14 protein-coding genes are annotated in these 15,789 nt (G+C 37.8%); 10 read left to right on the forward strand and 4 right to left on the reverse strand.

The genetic code is table 11. The features are described 5' to 3' along the window. The first annotated feature begins 1,007 nt into the window (after nucleotides 1-1,007). From EA365_15675 to EA365_15705, 7 genes are all read left to right on the forward strand, one after another. Nucleotides 1,008-2,498, forward strand: a complete 1,491-nt coding sequence (locus EA365_15675; GenBank protein ID TVQ42228.1) for a cb-type cytochrome C oxidase subunit I — start codon at nucleotides 1,008-1,010, stop codon at nucleotides 2,496-2,498. Next, on the forward strand, nucleotides 2,495-3,229 hold the full coding sequence (gene ccoS / locus EA365_15680) for a cbb3-type cytochrome oxidase assembly protein CcoS (protein TVQ42229.1): 735 nt from the start codon (nucleotides 2,495-2,497) through the stop codon (nucleotides 3,227-3,229). The genes EA365_15675 and ccoS overlap by 4 nt, the downstream gene beginning before the upstream one ends. Before the next feature lie 2 nt (nucleotides 3,230-3,231). Continuing rightward, nucleotides 3,232-3,741 (forward strand): DUF2231 domain-containing protein, encoded by a 510-nt coding sequence (locus EA365_15685; GenBank protein TVQ42230.1) that lies wholly within the window; start codon nucleotides 3,232-3,234, stop codon nucleotides 3,739-3,741. Between the two features lie 6 nt (nucleotides 3,742-3,747). Continuing rightward, the gene (locus EA365_15690; GenBank protein TVQ42231.1) at nucleotides 3,748-4,671 is read left to right on the forward strand and encodes a DUF2231 domain-containing protein; all 924 of its coding nucleotides are present in this window, start codon (nucleotides 3,748-3,750) and stop codon (nucleotides 4,669-4,671) included. 9 nt (nucleotides 4,672-4,680) lie between these two features. Then, nucleotides 4,681-6,135, forward strand: coding sequence for an NAD(P)/FAD-dependent oxidoreductase (locus tag EA365_15695; GenBank protein TVQ42232.1), 1,455 nt, complete (start codon nucleotides 4,681-4,683; stop codon nucleotides 6,133-6,135). 169 nt (nucleotides 6,136-6,304) lie between these two features. Continuing rightward, complete coding sequence (locus tag EA365_15700) at nucleotides 6,305-7,132, forward strand: aquaporin family protein (protein ID TVQ42233.1); 828 nt, start codon at nucleotides 6,305-6,307, stop codon at nucleotides 7,130-7,132. Nucleotides 7,133-7,315: 183 nt separating this feature from the next. Beyond that, nucleotides 7,316-7,906, forward strand: a complete 591-nt coding sequence (locus EA365_15705) for a hypothetical protein (protein ID TVQ42234.1) — start codon at nucleotides 7,316-7,318, stop codon at nucleotides 7,904-7,906. Here EA365_15705 and EA365_15710 read toward each other — a convergent pair. From EA365_15710 to EA365_15720, 3 genes are all read right to left on the reverse strand, one after another. Beyond that, complete coding sequence (locus tag EA365_15710; protein ID TVQ42239.1) at nucleotides 7,903-9,588, reverse strand: ABC transporter substrate-binding protein; 1,686 nt, start codon at nucleotides 9,586-9,588, stop codon at nucleotides 7,903-7,905. The two genes, EA365_15705 and EA365_15710, sit on opposite strands and share 4 nt — an antisense overlap. A 185-nt stretch (nucleotides 9,589-9,773) precedes the next feature. Then, nucleotides 9,774-10,610, reverse strand: coding sequence for a DUF4388 domain-containing protein (locus tag EA365_15715; protein TVQ42235.1), 837 nt, complete (start codon nucleotides 10,608-10,610; stop codon nucleotides 9,774-9,776). 186 nt (nucleotides 10,611-10,796) lie between these two features. After that, nucleotides 10,797-12,254 carry an ammonium transporter gene (locus EA365_15720; GenBank protein TVQ42240.1) on the reverse strand — a complete coding sequence of 486 codons (1,458 nt, stop codon included), beginning with the start codon at nucleotides 12,252-12,254 and terminating at the stop codon, nucleotides 10,797-10,799. Nucleotides 12,255-12,417: 163 nt separating this feature from the next. Between EA365_15720 and EA365_15725 the strand changes: the two genes are divergently transcribed. From EA365_15725 to smpB, 3 genes are all read left to right on the forward strand, one after another. Further along, a complete protein-coding gene (locus EA365_15725; protein ID TVQ42241.1) occupies nucleotides 12,418-13,263 on the forward strand; it encodes an alpha/beta fold hydrolase in 846 nt (281 codons plus the stop codon). Nucleotides 13,264-13,330: 67 nt separating this feature from the next. After that, a complete protein-coding gene (locus EA365_15730; protein ID TVQ42236.1) occupies nucleotides 13,331-14,620 on the forward strand; it encodes a glucose-1-phosphate adenylyltransferase in 1,290 nt (429 codons plus the stop codon). 119 nt (nucleotides 14,621-14,739) lie between these two features. Then, nucleotides 14,740-15,204 (forward strand): SsrA-binding protein SmpB, encoded by a 465-nt coding sequence (gene smpB, locus EA365_15735; protein ID TVQ42237.1) that lies wholly within the window; start codon nucleotides 14,740-14,742, stop codon nucleotides 15,202-15,204. 233 nt (nucleotides 15,205-15,437) lie between these two features. On the opposite strand, the gene EA365_15740 is transcribed toward smpB, so the two are convergent. After that, nucleotides 15,438-15,789: formylglycine-generating enzyme family protein (locus tag EA365_15740; GenBank protein ID TVQ42238.1), on the reverse strand; the 352-nt coding region annotated here is incomplete at its 5' end.

The following is a 15,789-nucleotide window of genomic DNA, read 5'->3' on the forward strand; positions in this document are numbered from 1 at the left end:
AGAGGGGGAGATGGGGAGATGGGGAGACGGGGAGTAGGGAGCTTCTCAGTATAGTATATAAAAATAATAATATATAATACCTAAAACCGTTCCACCTAACTCCTCCCTACAAACCCCTTTCCTCCGAAATCTTTATATGGGGTTTAGGACTTGAAAATGTACTAACATTAATCCGTATTCTGTTTATGATTATTAATTAAACGGAACATGATGTTAATTGTACAGCACGAGAATGAACAAAATGTATTATATAAATGAGAGAATAGCATCAAACTTGTCGATATCTACTAATACTGAGAGGATTTATTGTGAATAAACATAAGATTACAATTGCTGTGCTTGCCTATCTAGGAGGATTTCTTACACTATTCATAGCTATTATCATTTTTGAGATTGATTTGGTCAAATGGGCTAACTGTAGTGCGCCTTTTGCTGCTCCAATAGATAAGGAATCACCAATGTGTCGTTAATAATCCTGCTTCTGGCATTTTTTTCTCTTTAAGACGGGACAAGCTGGTTAAGACTGGGTTTTAGGTATTAGGGGTTAGGTAGAACGGTAAAATAGACGTAACTACTCAGGCAATCATGGAATAAGTGGTCTAGTATTTAGTAACACCGTTCCACCTAATACCTTCCCCCAGACAAAATGTCCCGGTTTAAATCAAAGCAGTTTTACTTATCACCATAGATACACCGAGAGCCGATTTTCTGATCCATTTAGGCTGTAAAACACGAAATATTACAGTAATTGACAACAAGAGCATGGCCTAAAAAAAGACAACGGAGGTATCTCTCAAAGCTAGAAAAAAAATTTTTCTAGCAATTTTTAGACAGACATTTTGATGATTTGTTATTTTAATTCAAAAGCATTTTTTAGTCAACTCCTTAAAGAAAGTACCGTTGCGTAATTATTGTTTAAAGCCCTGACTTAAATTGACATTTTCAAAAAATTAATGTACAGTTTTTATAATTGTTTTTAATTTTTGCTCTTATAAGGTTAAGAAAAAATGCAAACAAATCCAAGTTATCAACCAATTTCTGGTTTAGCCAGATGGATAGAAACTTTAATTGGATTGCGTCTTCCTGAGAAGGTACAAGATCGGGCAGCTTGTGTTTGGATGTTTTCTGCCGTTTTCTGGATGATTATTGGCATGAGTTTGGGGATGATAGCTGCTATAAAACTGGTTTACCCTAACTTTTTAGGTGGCGTAGAAGTTTTAACCTTTGGCAGAATGCGCCCTGATCATGTTAATACTATTGTCTTTGGCTGGATCAGTGGTATAGAAATTGGGGCTTCTCTCTACATAATCCCTCGTTTGTGTCGCAGACATCTCTATTTAGGAGAATTGGCAGTAATTGCTGGTTGGGTTTATAATCTTATTCTGGTTTTAGGCAACATTACTGTGGCAATGGGCTTCACTAAAGGTGCAGAATACGAAGAATGGATATTACCTCTTAACATTGGTGTGCTCTTATGCGTCAATACAGTTGTAGTTTGTTTAGTGATGACTGTCTTGGATCGCCAGAATGAAAAGCTTTATGTCAGTATTTGGTATTTTGCTTTTGCTTATCTAACCCTTGATTTTATTTATGTATCTGCCAATCTTCGTAGTTATTTCGGCGCAGAAGATGCAGTAATTAATTGGTTTTACGGTCATAATGCCGTAGGTTCTTGGATGAGTGGCGCAGGAGTAGCAATTTTATATTACATAGTACCAAAGCAACTAAATAAAAAACTATTTGCCCATCGCATTGCTATCTGGGGATTTTGGACTTTTGCTGCTTTTTATATTTGGAATGGAGGACACCATCTTATTTATGGTCCTGTACCAAAAGTTGTCCCAATGATGGGGATTTTTTTTGCTATCGGCATGGTTTTTCCCTTTACTGCGACCAGTATATCTTTAGGGGGAACTATTTGGGGTGAATGGCAAAAAATATGGCAAAATTTACCTCTACGTTTCTCAGTTTTAGGAGCTTTTGTGTATTTTTTTGCTTCACTTACGGGAGCAATACAGGCTAGAGAAGATGTTAATATTGTTCAACATTTTACGGACTACACGATTGCTCATGTTCACTTAGCTTTTTTAGGTTTTATTACTCCTGCTGCTAATGGTTTAATTTATTTGATGGTAGAAAAAAGTTTTAAACGGAAGTTAATTCCTTTTCTGACTTCGGCGCATTTCTGGCTGTATTTTGTCGGCATTGGGCTTTATTTTATACCAATTCAAATTGCCGGAGTTTTAGTAGGCTTAGGCTGGTTAGAACAATTGCCTTTCTCTGAAACTGTAGCTATTCGAGCTCCTTATTATTATTTGAGAACCTATAGTGGTTTATTTTTGGTGGGAGCCCAGTCAATGTTTGCTTGGAATATTATCGCCGCTATGCAATCTCCACCTGAACTTGAAATAGAGTTGATTGAAGCAGGTGGTGGAGTACCTCCATCAGAAATAGCTTCTTCAGAAGCAGCAGCAATAGAAAGGGAGAGATCTTCATGAGACGTTTTTATCTAGTTGTAATCGGAGTGCTGATTATTGTTAGTATAACTTTGATCGTCGATGAGTCTCTTGGTTGGCTTTATCCTGCTGATGTTACGCCCTCTCCTGGTTTGATTGCTTACAATTCAGATCAGCTGCAAGGGAGAAATGTCTATATTAAACAAGGTTGTGTTTATTGTCATACTCAACAAGTAAGACCTTTAGCAATTGATGCTCCTTATCTTTATGGGACTCGACCCTCTTTACCTAATGATTATGCCTATCAAACACCCCATTTAATGGGCACAGAACGTCAAGGACCTGATTTAACTAATATTGGGAGAAAATATCCAGGAGAAGAAGGAAAGATAAAACTAACCCAATTAATCCGTAACCCTCGTTTAATTCTTCCTGCTGCACTAATGCCGAGCTTTGATTACTTGTCCGAAGAGCAAATTAATCAGTTAGTTAGCTATCTACAATTTAACGGTAGTTGGAAAGAGGCTTATGATGGTCCAATTACAGAATGGACTTATAATTATCTCAGGGATGCTCCTAATCTAACAGAGCAAGCTATCGCCAGTATTGATCGAGCTACTCAAAACCATATATCAATACCGATTATAGTAACAATGACCTTGGTAATGATCTGCGTTTTTTATGCTATTTGGTGGTCTTGGCGAAGAGGGCATTTTTACGATCTAGAAGAACCAGCTATCCGTATGATTCATCACGATGAAGGTAATAATTAACTATGTTGACTTTTACTCTTAGCGAGGAAAACTTACCCTATATTGATCCTATCCATGCTATAGTAGTACATTTTGTGATTGCAATGGTAATTATTTCTTTTATCTTTGAAGTAGCAGGCTACATAACCAAAAGACAAAGTCTTCTCAATGCTGCTTGGTGGAATTTATTAGTAGCAGGAGTAATGATTTTTGTAGCGATTTTCTTTGGTCAATTTGAAGCAGGGTTAGCCGAGCCTTCTCAAGCAGCACAGCCTGTTTTAAATCGTCATATGGCAGTAGGCTGGCTTTTGTTATTATTATTACCCCAATTGACTCTTTGGCAGGGTATTACTCGCTATCGCAATCCGAGTAAGGTATCTTTACTACAATTAGGGGCAAAGTTGATAATTGTTGTTCTTGTTTTTTATCAGGTTATGCTGGGAACTCAAGTTTTCTGGGTTCATGGCATTCATGTTAAACCAGTAGTACAAGCAACTAATCTAGAAAATCCTCAAGAAAATTTGCTCAATTGAAAAACAATGTTTTTATTCTTAATTACTGATGCTAGTAGCGGTTTAGATTTAGGAATTAATGGCTTACCCTATCCTTTACCGATACATCCTAATTTGGTTCATTTTACTGTAGGTCTGTTTGTTCTAGCTATTTTTTTTGATGTGTTTGGTTTTCTCTATCCTTTAGAGCGCCCGATTATGAAACTAATACATATTAAACCAGATCGGGCGGCTTTTTTCGATTTGGGTTGGTGGAATTTACTGGCGGTAGCGATTGTAACCTTTTTTACCGTAGCAGCTGGCTTTTTTGAAATGTTGCTAGCGGATCCCCCCCCCTCGGTGTTAAGCCCCTGGGGATTACCCGCTTTTGAAACCATGTATTTACATGGAGTAGGAGGTGTTTTTTCTTTGATGATTATAGTGTTGTTAACTATTTGGCGAGGATTTCAACGCTATCAATGGCGAAGAAAAGAAACAGTACAGGTAGAATGGCGTTATGTGGTGGTGAGTTTAATAGCAATCGTTTTCATAACAGTACAAGCAGAAATGGGCGCACAACTAGCTGGTACATTTGGCATTCATAATACTGCAGCTAGATTAATTCGTCAGCAAATAACTGAAGCAGAACTAGCGTCCGCACCAAAAAAAACTCGGACTGTCTCGGAGGCGATAGCCTATTCTACTCCCAATTTACCTCAACCTAAGTTTTATCGTCAGGGGCAAACTCTTTATTTTGGTATTGATGATGTCATGGACTTACCCCAAGATACTGACTGGGAAACATTGCTCTCTCGACTGAATCAAAAAAAGTGGAGTGCTGACCAATTTAAATTGAGTATAACTGAGGAAAATAAGGCAATAATTACTTTAGATGATCAACCTTTACTAATAACCACTCAACTTAGTTTAGCCAATAACTGGCTCTATCGATTACAAAAAGCTCTTGTATAAACAAAGGAAATGGAAACTAACCAATCTACTGTAATTTTAGGTGGTGGCTTTGTCGGACTTTTTTGTGCTTTGCACCTAAGTCATAAACACTATCCTCATCCTATTATTCTTATAGACCAAAACGCGCGCTTTGTTTTTAAACCTCTGCTGTTTGAATTTCTGACAGGAGAGATGGAATCTGAGCAAGTTTTGCCGCGGTATGAAGAATTACTTCAAGGAAGTAATGTTACTTTTAGACAAGATACTATTTCTAATGTTGACTTGGTCTCAAAACGGGTAGAATTAGGCTCAGGGTTACATTATAACTACAGTAATTTAGTTTTAGCTTTGGGGAGTACTCAGGGTTATTTTGGGACAGAAGGAGCTCAAGAAAATGCTTTTGCCTTCCGTACTGGAGAAGATGCGATCGCCTTAGAAAAACATCTTCGTCAATGTCTCCTCAAAGCTAGCCAAACAAACAATGAGGAACACCGCCAAGCTTCACTAACTTTTGCTGTTGTTGGTGCTGGACCTTCAGGAGTTGAAATGGCGGCTACTTTAGCGGATCTTTTACCTATTTGGTATGAACAGCTAGGAGGTAACATTAAAGAAATTCAAGTAATCTTAATTAATCGTAGCCAAGAAATTTTAACAGGGGATATTAATTCTCATTTACGAAAAACAGCTTTATTATCCCTGAAAAGTCGTACTGTTCCAGTTAAATTGTTGTTAGGTGTAGCTGTTCAAACAGTTAAACCTAACCAATTAATATATAAGTATAAAGATAAGGATGAGGTAGAAGTTTTAGCAACTGAAACTATTATTTGGACTGCTGGTACTGCCACTAATCTTGTCATACAAAATTTAGCTATTCCGCCAGAAGATAAAGATAAACATGGATTACCCATAGTTAAACCTACTTTGCAGTTAAGCCATTTCCCTGAAGTTTTTGCAGCTGGTGATTGTGCTGTTGTCCAAGACCATCCTTTACCGGCTTTAGCCCAAATAGCTTATCAGCAGGCTGCAACTATTGCTAATAATATTAAAGCTTTTTCTGAGCATAAAGAGTTACATCCAGCTAAGCCAAAATTGCGGGGTACTTTGATGAAACTAGGTATTAAACAAGGGGTTGCTAATTTGTTTAATAAGTATGAAATTCAAGGAAAAATTGGAGATTTAATCCGTAATGCTGTTTATTTAGAAATGTTACCTACTCCAATTCATAATTTCAAGGCTACCAAAGAATGGTTAACTGATGAAATTTTTCATCAATATCACAAACCCCAGTCAATTAGAGAGTATAACCAAGAGGCTAAAAAGTATGATTGGATTGCTAATTGGATTGGAGGATCAATCATGGCAATTATTCTAGTCGTTGGTGGTACTTTTGCTTGGCGAGTAATGCGACCTTCTCAAGAACAACCACAGCCTAATTCTAGTTTATTTGACCATTATTCTAGAAATAATCCCAGTAATTCCATCTGAGGGGACTGCAATTGCTAACAACCAGTCAAATCAAGGTAAATAATGACCATAATTTGTTTTATATCGATACCATACCTTTTTTCGGGCATTTTGTTAATATTATTGGGATTATTTTGCCGAATGTGTGGGAGTGTCAATTTTGCTATTTTATATCTGGTAGGTGAATGTAATGAGAATGATGGTAGCATTACGGCAACATTGGCCCGAATATCTAATGGAAGCTTGGGGATTAGGAATGTTTATGATTGCGGCAGGAGTCGTGAGTACTCTTCTATTTTATCCCAATTCTCCGATTCACCAAATGCTTCCTAATCCGTTTATTGAGCGTGTTTTTATGGGTTTGGCTATGGGTTTGACAGCAATGGGCATCATGTATTCTCCTTGGGGTAAGCAATCCGGCGCGCATATTAATCCTGCCGTTACACTCACCTTCTATAGACTGGGCAAAATACATTACTGGGATGCGTTTTTTTATATTGGATTTCAGTTTATTGGGGGATTATTGGGGGTTTTAATAGTAGCATTTTTCTTAAAACAGCCCTTTATCGATCCACCTGTAAATTATGCGGTAACTGTACCTGGTTCAGCAGGCGTTAAGGCTGCATTTGCGGGAGAATTTGTTATAGCGGTGATTATGATGGGAATGGTTCTTTATACCAGCAATCAACAATATTTAGCTCCTCTGACTCCATTTTTTGCAGGTTGTTTAATTTTTAGCTTCGTTGTTTTTGAGTCCCCCTTATCTGGATTTGGTATGAATCCGGCTCGTACGGTTGCATCCGCTCTTCCGTCTGGTATCTGGACAGCTATTTGGCTCTATTTTGTTGCTCCTATTGCAGGGATGCTTATTGCTGCTGAAGGATACCTGCGTATTAAGGGCAAACATCGGGTTTTTTGTGCCAAACTTTTTCATCACCCTCGTTATCGGTGTATCCATTGTGGGCATAAATGCCGGACTGCCCGTCACCCCATGAGGGAGAAAGGTTTGTTTCGTTGAGAAGATTGTGCAGTCATACTTGTTCTGTAACCATTGATAAAAGTCGAAACCTCCCCTTGCCAATCTATCTTTGTTTGCGATAATAATGCGCTAGACCAGATCCTCCGATTTTGGGTACAAATTACTGATGACTCTTAGGAAATGTTGCTAAAATTTACATGTCATCAAGGATTTTGACTCACTATGAAGCTTAAATGGTTTCCTTTAACACTTATAGCAGTTACTGTAGCAATTCCTGCTCAAGCTTACCATCTTTTTGATAATCAAGAAGATTGGGAAGCACATATACAAAACCGACCTATTGTTACAGAAAATTTTAACATACCTAATCAATTGCTCGCTCCTCGTCCCTTTGCATTACCTAGTGGTTTAACCGCAGAGGATATAGATGCTATTGGTGGTGCGGCTGTTATCAATGGACAACTTAGAACAGGTTTAGCTTTCCCTACTAGTTTAGAAGAATTTGCTTTTCCTGAACCAGTAGAAGCCTTTGCTTTTAATTTTACCACTCCTGAACCTCTTCCTGGTTCTCAAGGAGCTAAAGAATTTGCCCTTCTAGGTGATTTTGGCGAAATTCCTCTCAATGGTACAGGTTTTTTAGGAATACTAGCTACTGATAATGATCCCCCCATTGAATCTTTTCAAACCTTTGGTTCGGGAACTATTGGTAGTCTGGATATTGACGATTTAGAGTTTAGCACAACTATTCCTGAACCTAGTTTTATGATCGCGACTCTGTTAGTAAGTAAAATTATCCTCTTAAAACGTCGCTAATCTTCCAATAAACCAATTTCTTCAATATTCCAAAAAGCACCACCTAAAGCTGAGTATTCTATTCCCGTAAAACGATTTCTTACCGCAGCTAAAGAGAGAGGATTAACTAAATAAATAAATGGTAAATATTCTTGAGCTAGAATTTGGGTTTCTCCATAGATAGCTTTTCTTTTTTCTAGGTCTAATTCTCTTGCTCCTTCTATATATAATCTGCCTATTTCTGCTTCCCAATCAGCCACAATTCTACCTTCAATTGGTTGAGAATCACCTCGGGGAAGTTGATTAAAAAAGTGTAAATTTCCATCAGGTAACCAAGTATTAGCACCAAAATTAGGTTCATTACCACTGGTTAACCCAATCAACACACAATCCCATCTTAAAGAGGTACTAAGTTGATCTACTAACACCGTAAAAGCCATAGGACTAAAATCTACTTGTATCCCTATTTTGCGTAAATCTTCCTTAATTTGTGCTCCCATTGACTCTCTAATCCGATTACCTGCATTAGTTATCAAAGTAAATTGAACTCGGTTATTAGCTGAGTCTAATAATTCCTGATTCTGATTATATTTAAACCCCTCTGCTAAGAGTAATTGTTTAGCTTTTTCTAGGTTATATTCATAGACCTTAACATCAGGATTATAAAAGGGTGATTGTTGAGAAATAGGTGAGTTTTGTAATGAACCAATCCCTCTATAAATATTATTAATAATTCTCTCTCTATCGATAGCGTAGGCGATCGCTCTTCTAAAATTCAGATTATTAAACCAACCAGATTTAATCGGATCTACCAAAGGGACTCCGTCTCTACTCCCCTGATTGAGATTAAAAGAAATAAAGGTTGTACCATAAGCAGGTCCACCATTATAGATAGTAAAATTACCTCTATTTTCTTCTGTTTTTAATAAAGAAAAATACTCAGGAGAAATACCTAAAGAATCCAATTGACCAGAGCGAAACTGCAATACAGCTGTATCTGTTGATTCCACTATTTGCCAAATTACCCTTTCGAGATAAGGTATATCTAATCCCGTTACCTGTTTTTGCCAATAATAGGGATTGCGTTTAAAAGTGATGCGTTGACTTGTAGAATAACTTTCTAGCTGATAAGGACCATTGACGATTAATTCTGAGGGTGGGGTATCAATTCCCCAAAAAGACATAAAAGCATTGCCATCCTCTAAAACTGGAGCAATAATATGCTTAGGCAGGATAGATAGGGAAGTAGTGGCTAAAAAAGGAGCAAAAGGTTCAGAAATCTTAAATTTAACCTGATTTTCGTCTATTTGAGTGACTATCGGTAAGGTTTGTTCACGACCAATCCTCAGAGTATCTTTAGCGCTACTGGGAATATCAGGATTAAGATATAATTGATTATAGCTAAAAACCACATCAGCCGCGGTTAGGGGTTCACCATCAGACCATTGTAAACCTTCTTTTAGTTTAAAGGTTAATTCAAGCTTATCTGAGGAAAATTCCCAACCTTCGGCTAAAGCTGGTTCAATTTCTGCGGTTATCGGGTTTTCTCTGACTAAACCTTCAAAAGTCAACGAGAAAATATTTGGCGATTCTAAAGACAATACGGGATTAAAGGTTTTTGGTTCACTGAGAATCGATTGGACTAATTGTGGAACTTCTCTAGAGTCAGCAGCTATAAAATTAACCTGACAACCGAATAACATCACAGAGATTAGACAAAAAAAACAGTATTGTAGATATTTTTTCACAACAATAAGTATTAGGTTGAATGGTGTTATTATTCCTATATACCATACTCAGAAGCTGCCTGCTCCCCCCTATTCCCTATTCCCTCATTCGCGCATTCTTCATTTCCCTTTTCCCCTATCTGCTAACTTCTGTAAGAAGTCTATTGAAAATTACCCAAAAAACTAAGCAAGTCTTCGACGAAAGATTTACTCAGAGTTGACTTAGTATCTGCTTCTGAAGATTCCGAAGGTAATTTAATTTGTTCAGTAACCGGAGGAGTCAAGAGCATAGGTACTTCTTGAGCTAAATTAACCATAATTAAACGGAAAGCGATTTGTTGTACTTGTTCAATGGTTAAATTTAATTGTTGAGATATTTTACTTAGAGAGGTTTTCCCGTCGGTATATTCCCAGACTCTGGATTCTAAATTATTAATATTTAATCTAGGATAACCATTAATTATACTGCGTAAACCTGATGTTGGTACAGGTAGTTTTTCTGCTAAAACAGTCCAATCTTTTAAGACTCTTAAACCTTCTAGAGTAACTTCTGTGACTTGGTTACTCAATCCTGTCATTTCCGCCATAGGGAGGTTAGTATTACTAGTAAAATCAAATTTTGCCTCTTTAAGTTTAAATAACTCGCACACCTGACGCATAACTTGGATATAGAAGAGAATTTTTAATTGTTCTGCGTTAAGTAAGTTTTGAGATTTCAGATACAAACCAAGAGGAGTATCACTAGCACAAATTCTAGCAATTGTTTGAATAATTTCTTTTTTTAGCCATTTTCTCTCTTCAATCAGTGATGCTAACCCCTCCTGGTTTAATTGATTAGCAGCGGCGACGATTTCACCATTATTAAACCAAATATAATGGCTATGATTTTGGTTGCTAATATTGTAGTATAGACTTAATCTACCTGTTTTTTGTCCCTGTTCCACTAGTTGAAATATTTCAGGGAGAGAATATTGTGATAAATACCCATTAAGTTGCATGGCATAAAATTAGTTAAATTTATAAGATAGTATCCTGTTAACCATTATTATAATTGCTGATTCTCAAGAGTATGATTTTATTTACAATTTGTTTATGAATTTTTATAAATTTTGTATATTTTTATTGAAAAACCTACACCTTTTTAAAAAATTGGTGTAGGCAAGGTTAAAAATCTGATAAGATATTTAATCGAGAGAACTGGTTAAATCTTCAGAACCACTAATGCTAGCTCCAAAACTAGTAGCTAAGACGTCTGACTCTTTAACAAAACCGCTATAAGCTTCCATACCGTGTTCACCGATATCTAAACCTTCGATTTCTTCTTCGGGAGTAACGCGTAAACCCATGCTTGATTTTAAAATCATCCAGACAATCACACTAACGATAACTGTAAAAGCACCAATAGCAACGACACCGATGATTTGATTAATCAGTTGTTGAATACCACCACCAAAGAATAAACCGGTTTCGGTATTGAATAAACCCACAGCGAGAGTTCCCCAAATTCCACAACCTAAGTGTACAGAGGTTGCACCTACAGGGTCATCAATTTTGATACTATCAAAAAAGCCGACAGAGAAAACGACGATAATACCAGCAATGATACCGATAATTACTGCTCCCCAATAGTTAACACCATCACAACCTGCGGTGATACCAACTAACCCAGCGAGGATACCGTTAATCACCATAGATAAGTCTGGTTTACCGTCTTTAAACCAAGAGGTAAAGGTAGCCGCTATACCGCCAGCTGCAGCAGCTAAGTTAGTGGTAACAGCGATAAAAGCTACGCTTTCGTTAGCTGCTAATTCTGAACCAGGATTAAAGCCAAACCAACCAATCCAGAGAATGAGACAGCCTAGGGTAGCGATACTCATATTATGACCTGGAATAGCATTAATGCGACCATCTCTATATTTACCTTCTCTAGGTCCTAAAATAGCTGCTCCTGCTAAGGCAGCCCAACCACCTACAGAGTGTACTACGGTAGAGCCAGCAAAATCTTCAAACCCTAAACCCCCTAACCAACCACCTTCACCCCAAACCCAATGTCCTGTAATGGGGTAGGATATGGCGGTAATAATTACGCTAAAGATCAAAAAATCTACAAATTTGATTCTCTCGGCAACCGCACCAGAAACAATAGTAGCCGCTGTTCCGGCAAAGGCTGCTTGGAAGAGGAAAAATACGGGTATAGGTAAACCCGCGGGAAATGGATCTAAGCCGTAGGTAGCAGGCTCACCCGAGAGAAACCAGCCTCCTAAGCCGATAAAAGGACTTCCTGAACCAAACATCAGGGAAAAGCCGATCGCCCAGTAACCAATAGTAGCGATGGCGAAGACAATCAGGTTTTTAGTGAGAATATTGACCGCGTTTTTTTGACGACAGAACCCTGTTTCTAGCATTCCGAAACCAGCGTTCATGAAAATTACCAAAATTGCGGCAATCAGAACCCAGATTGCGTTGAGATTTCCCTGTATTTGTTCTAGGGTTAACTCGTCTCCATCTTGGGCTAGTACTGCTGTATTCCAAACAACTATAATAATTGCTACTAGAGGAATACAGGCTAACCAGTAAGATGGTAAAATTTTTTTGAGACTACTGAACCAATCTCCGTTAGTTGTTTTGCCTCTATTGACCATTTTTGCTTTAGACATCTGGAAATTACTAGATTTAATTAAAGTTCCCATAACTTTGTACTAACTTTACTAGACAAAATCATTGTTTAGATTTAAAGTCTTTAATATTTAGCTTTTTGCCAATTCTTTCTGTATCAAAAGATACATTAACTTTTAACCAGTGATAATACAAGAACAAAATCTAACCATCGGTCAATTAACTTGGTATCTACGAGAAACAAAACTAACTAATTCTCAACCTCCAGTAATTCTACTCCATGGAATCCCTTCCCATGGTTATACTTGGCGAGGTATTTTACCAGAATTAGCTAAAGAAGGATTTAGGGCGATCGCCCCTGATTGGATCGGGTTTGGTGCATCAAGTAAACCGAGTCAGCGGGAGTTTTCCTATACCAGAGAGGCTTATCTTCAAGCTTTTACTGCATTATTAGATACCCTTAATCTAGAGAAAGTCTCCCTAGTAGTTCAAGGTTTTCTCCCTTCGGTAGGAATTGAATACGCCCTTAAATACCCTGAGAAGATACATCGTTTAATTATCCTGAATACTCCTATTACCAAAAATGCTAAATTACCGTGGATAATGCAACAGTGGACGATTCCCTTAGCAGGAGAAATGTTAACTCAAGATCCTCTCTTGGTGGATCGTACCTTAGAAAAAGGTAGCGGGTTTGTGATAGAAGAAGAAGATTTAAATAAATACCGTCAACCCTTTCTGAAAAGTTCCGCAGCAGGGCGATCGCTGATTGCTGCGACCAAAAACCTGCAACTCAATCAATCTTTAGCTATAATAGAATCAGGTCTAGCTACTTGGACTAAACCAACATTGATTCTGTGGGGAATGTTAGATCCTTGGTTAGACAGTAGCGCGATCGCCACCTTAGCAGCAAGTAATAGTTATCTCGAATTTAGACAACTACCCGAAGCTAAACATTATCCCCAAGAACATTGGGTTAAGGAAATTACACCGATTATGCTTAACTTTTTGAAACGTGAATCCTTGAATCAAGATTAGGTAACCTTTCCCTATTGGGCTAAACTTGAGGTGAGAGATCATCTGACAATATACGAGGTTATCTTACATGAAAAGAGTTTTAGCAATTATTCTGGGAGGAGGCGCGGGTACTCGTCTTTATCCCCTGACCAAGTTACGCGCTAAACCAGCAGTACCCTTAGCGGGGAAATATCGCCTAATTGATATTCCTGTTAGTAACTGTATCAATTCACAAATTCTCAAAATATACGTTTTAACCCAGTTTAATTCAGCTTCTCTCAATCGTCACTTAAGCCGTACTTACAATTTTTCTAGCTTTAGTGAAGGTTTTGTCGAAGTACTCGCCGCCCAACAAACCACAGAAAATCCGAGCTGGTTTCAGGGAACAGCAGACGCGGTACGTCAGTATATCTGGTTATTCCAAGAATGGGATATTGATGAGTATCTGATTTTATCAGGAGATCATCTCTATCGTATGGATTATGCTGAGTTTATCCAACGTCATCGAGATACTAAAGCTGATATTACCCTTTCCGTTGTGCCTATTGGGGAAAAAACTGCTTCTAGTTTTGGCTTAATGAAAATCGATGACAATGGTAGAGTAGTGGATTTCTCCGAAAAGCCCAAAGGAGAAGCCCTTAAACAAATGCAGGTAGATACCACGGTATTGGGTTTAAACGCTGCTGAAGCTAAGGAAAAACCCTACATTGCTTCGATGGGTATCTATATTTTTAATAAAGAGGTAATGGCTAGATTATTAGAGGATAATCCCCAAGATACCGACTTTGGTAAAGAGATTATCCCTGGAGCGGCTAATAAGTATAATCTCCAAGCCTTTTTATTCAAGGATTATTGGGAAGATATCGGAACAATCGAGGCTTTTTATGAGGCTAATTTGGCTCTGACACAGCAGCCTATCCCTCCTTTTAGCTTTTATGACGAAAAATCACCAATTTACACCCGTTCTCGTTACCTACCTCCCTCTAAATTGTTAGATTGCCGAGTCACTGAATCGATTATTGGTGATGGTTGCATTGTTAAGCAATGTCAAATTAATCATTCGGTTTTAGGTGTTCGGACTTTGATTGAGTCTAATTCTGTGATTGAAGATACCCTGATTATGGGTGCTGATTACTATGAACCGTTTTTAGAAAGACAAAAAAGTTTAGAATCTGGTAAAATACCAGTAGGGATTGGCAAAAATAGTATCATTCGTGGTGCCATCATCGATAAAAATGCCCGCATTGGTAGTAATGTTCAGATTATTAACAAGGATCATGTGGAAGAAGCTGAACGTGAAGAACAAGGGTTCTATATTCGTAGTGGAATTGTCGTAGTACTTAAGAACGCCGTAATCTCTGACAATACAATAATCTGATTTCAAGAGCTGTTGTGTAAATTAGCGCAACAGCCTGATCTCAGTTAAATCCATAGCGGTGAGTATGGGCGTAAGTAAGCTCATGCTTGCTTTCTCTTATTATAAATATACAATAATTTATGAGTGATAACAAAGAAGTAATTAAAATTATTAGTGATAATCGTCAAGCTCGCTATCTCTATGAAATTTTAGAAACCTATGAAGCAGGAATACAGTTAACAGGTACAGAGGTTAAATCCATTCGCGCGGGTAAGGTTAATCTACGGGATGGTTATGCTTTAATTCGTCATGGAGAAGCTTTATTGCTTAACGTCCATATTTCCCCTTATGATGCTAGTGGAGCTTATTTTAATCATGAACCTAGACGGACTCGTAAACTACTCTTACACCGCAAAGAAATTAATAAATTAATTGGTCTAATTGAGCAAAAAGGGTTGACTCTCGTTCCTTTGAAAATGTATATCAAGGGCAACTGGATTAAAATTAGTTTAGGTTTGGCTAAAGGGAAGAAATTACACGACAAACGAGAAACCATCAAAAGACGTGACGATCAACGGGAAATGGCTAGAGCGCTTAAACGCTAACTTTGAGACTGAAACTAGTAAGTTAGATCGAATGGAAAATAAAAGGCTAAAAATGAATTAAGAATTAAGAATTAATTATTTTTTCGCACATTCGCACTCATTCTACATTCTTCATTCCCCTCTCCCCCTCTTCCCTCTCCCCCTTTTATCCCATTTGATATTAACAAAACTTAATATTTCACAAAGAAACTCGATGGTAGGTGGAAAGGGTAAAAGGATAAAAGAGCAAAGGGTTATGTAACTCTATGGAATCCACTTGCTACACGAAATCCTTGGTCGATTCCCCTATCGACGCGCGCGCCTCTACCACGACAAGCACAACAGCAGCGAAGGGCATCGTAGTACCAAGAACCTCCACGTAGCACTTTATTTTTATTACTACCTAACCATATACTCCCATCACTAGGTGCTTCCTGGTAATTATTATGCCAATCATCGGCACACCATTCCCAGACATTTCCGTGCAGATCATATAATCCCCAAGCATTGGGCTTTTTTTGCCCTACTGGTTTAGTTCCTTTGAACAATCTACCATACCAAGCATAGTCTTTTAGCTGACTACTATCATCTCCAAAACAATATTTT

It is taken from the genome of Gloeocapsa sp. DLM2.Bin57 (assembly GCA_007693955.1).
In the GTDB taxonomy this organism is placed as follows: Bacteria; Cyanobacteriota; Cyanobacteriia; order Cyanobacteriales; family Gloeocapsaceae; genus Gloeocapsa.

Bases quoted from the DNA above. Each gene is read 5' to 3' on its own strand.
- EA365_15675 (TVQ42228.1), top strand. From the start codon at position 1,008: ATGCAAACAAATCCAAGTTATCAACCAATTTCTGGTTTAGCCAGATGG.
- ccoS (TVQ42229.1), top strand. From the start codon at position 2,495: ATGAGACGTTTTTATCTAGTTGTAATCGGAGTGCTGATTATTGTTAGT.
- EA365_15685 (TVQ42230.1), top strand. From the start codon at position 3,232: ATGTTGACTTTTACTCTTAGCGAGGAAAACTTACCCTATATTGATCCT.
- EA365_15690 (TVQ42231.1), top strand. From the start codon at position 3,748: ATGTTTTTATTCTTAATTACTGATGCTAGTAGCGGTTTAGATTTAGGA.
- EA365_15695 (TVQ42232.1), top strand. From the start codon at position 4,681: ATGGAAACTAACCAATCTACTGTAATTTTAGGTGGTGGCTTTGTCGGA.
- EA365_15700 (TVQ42233.1), top strand. From the start codon at position 6,305: ATGAGAATGATGGTAGCATTACGGCAACATTGGCCCGAATATCTAATG.
- EA365_15705 (TVQ42234.1), top strand. From the start codon at position 7,316: ATGAAGCTTAAATGGTTTCCTTTAACACTTATAGCAGTTACTGTAGCA.
- EA365_15710 (TVQ42239.1), bottom strand. From the start codon at position 9,588: ATGTTATTCGGTTGTCAGGTTAATTTTATAGCTGCTGACTCTAGAGAA.
- EA365_15715 (TVQ42235.1), bottom strand. From the start codon at position 10,610: ATGCAACTTAATGGGTATTTATCACAATATTCTCTCCCTGAAATATTT.
- EA365_15720 (TVQ42240.1), bottom strand. From the start codon at position 12,254: ATGGTCAATAGAGGCAAAACAACTAACGGAGATTGGTTCAGTAGTCTC.
- EA365_15730 (TVQ42236.1), top strand. From the start codon at position 13,331: ATGAAAAGAGTTTTAGCAATTATTCTGGGAGGAGGCGCGGGTACTCGT.
- smpB (TVQ42237.1), top strand. From the start codon at position 14,740: ATGAGTGATAACAAAGAAGTAATTAAAATTATTAGTGATAATCGTCAA.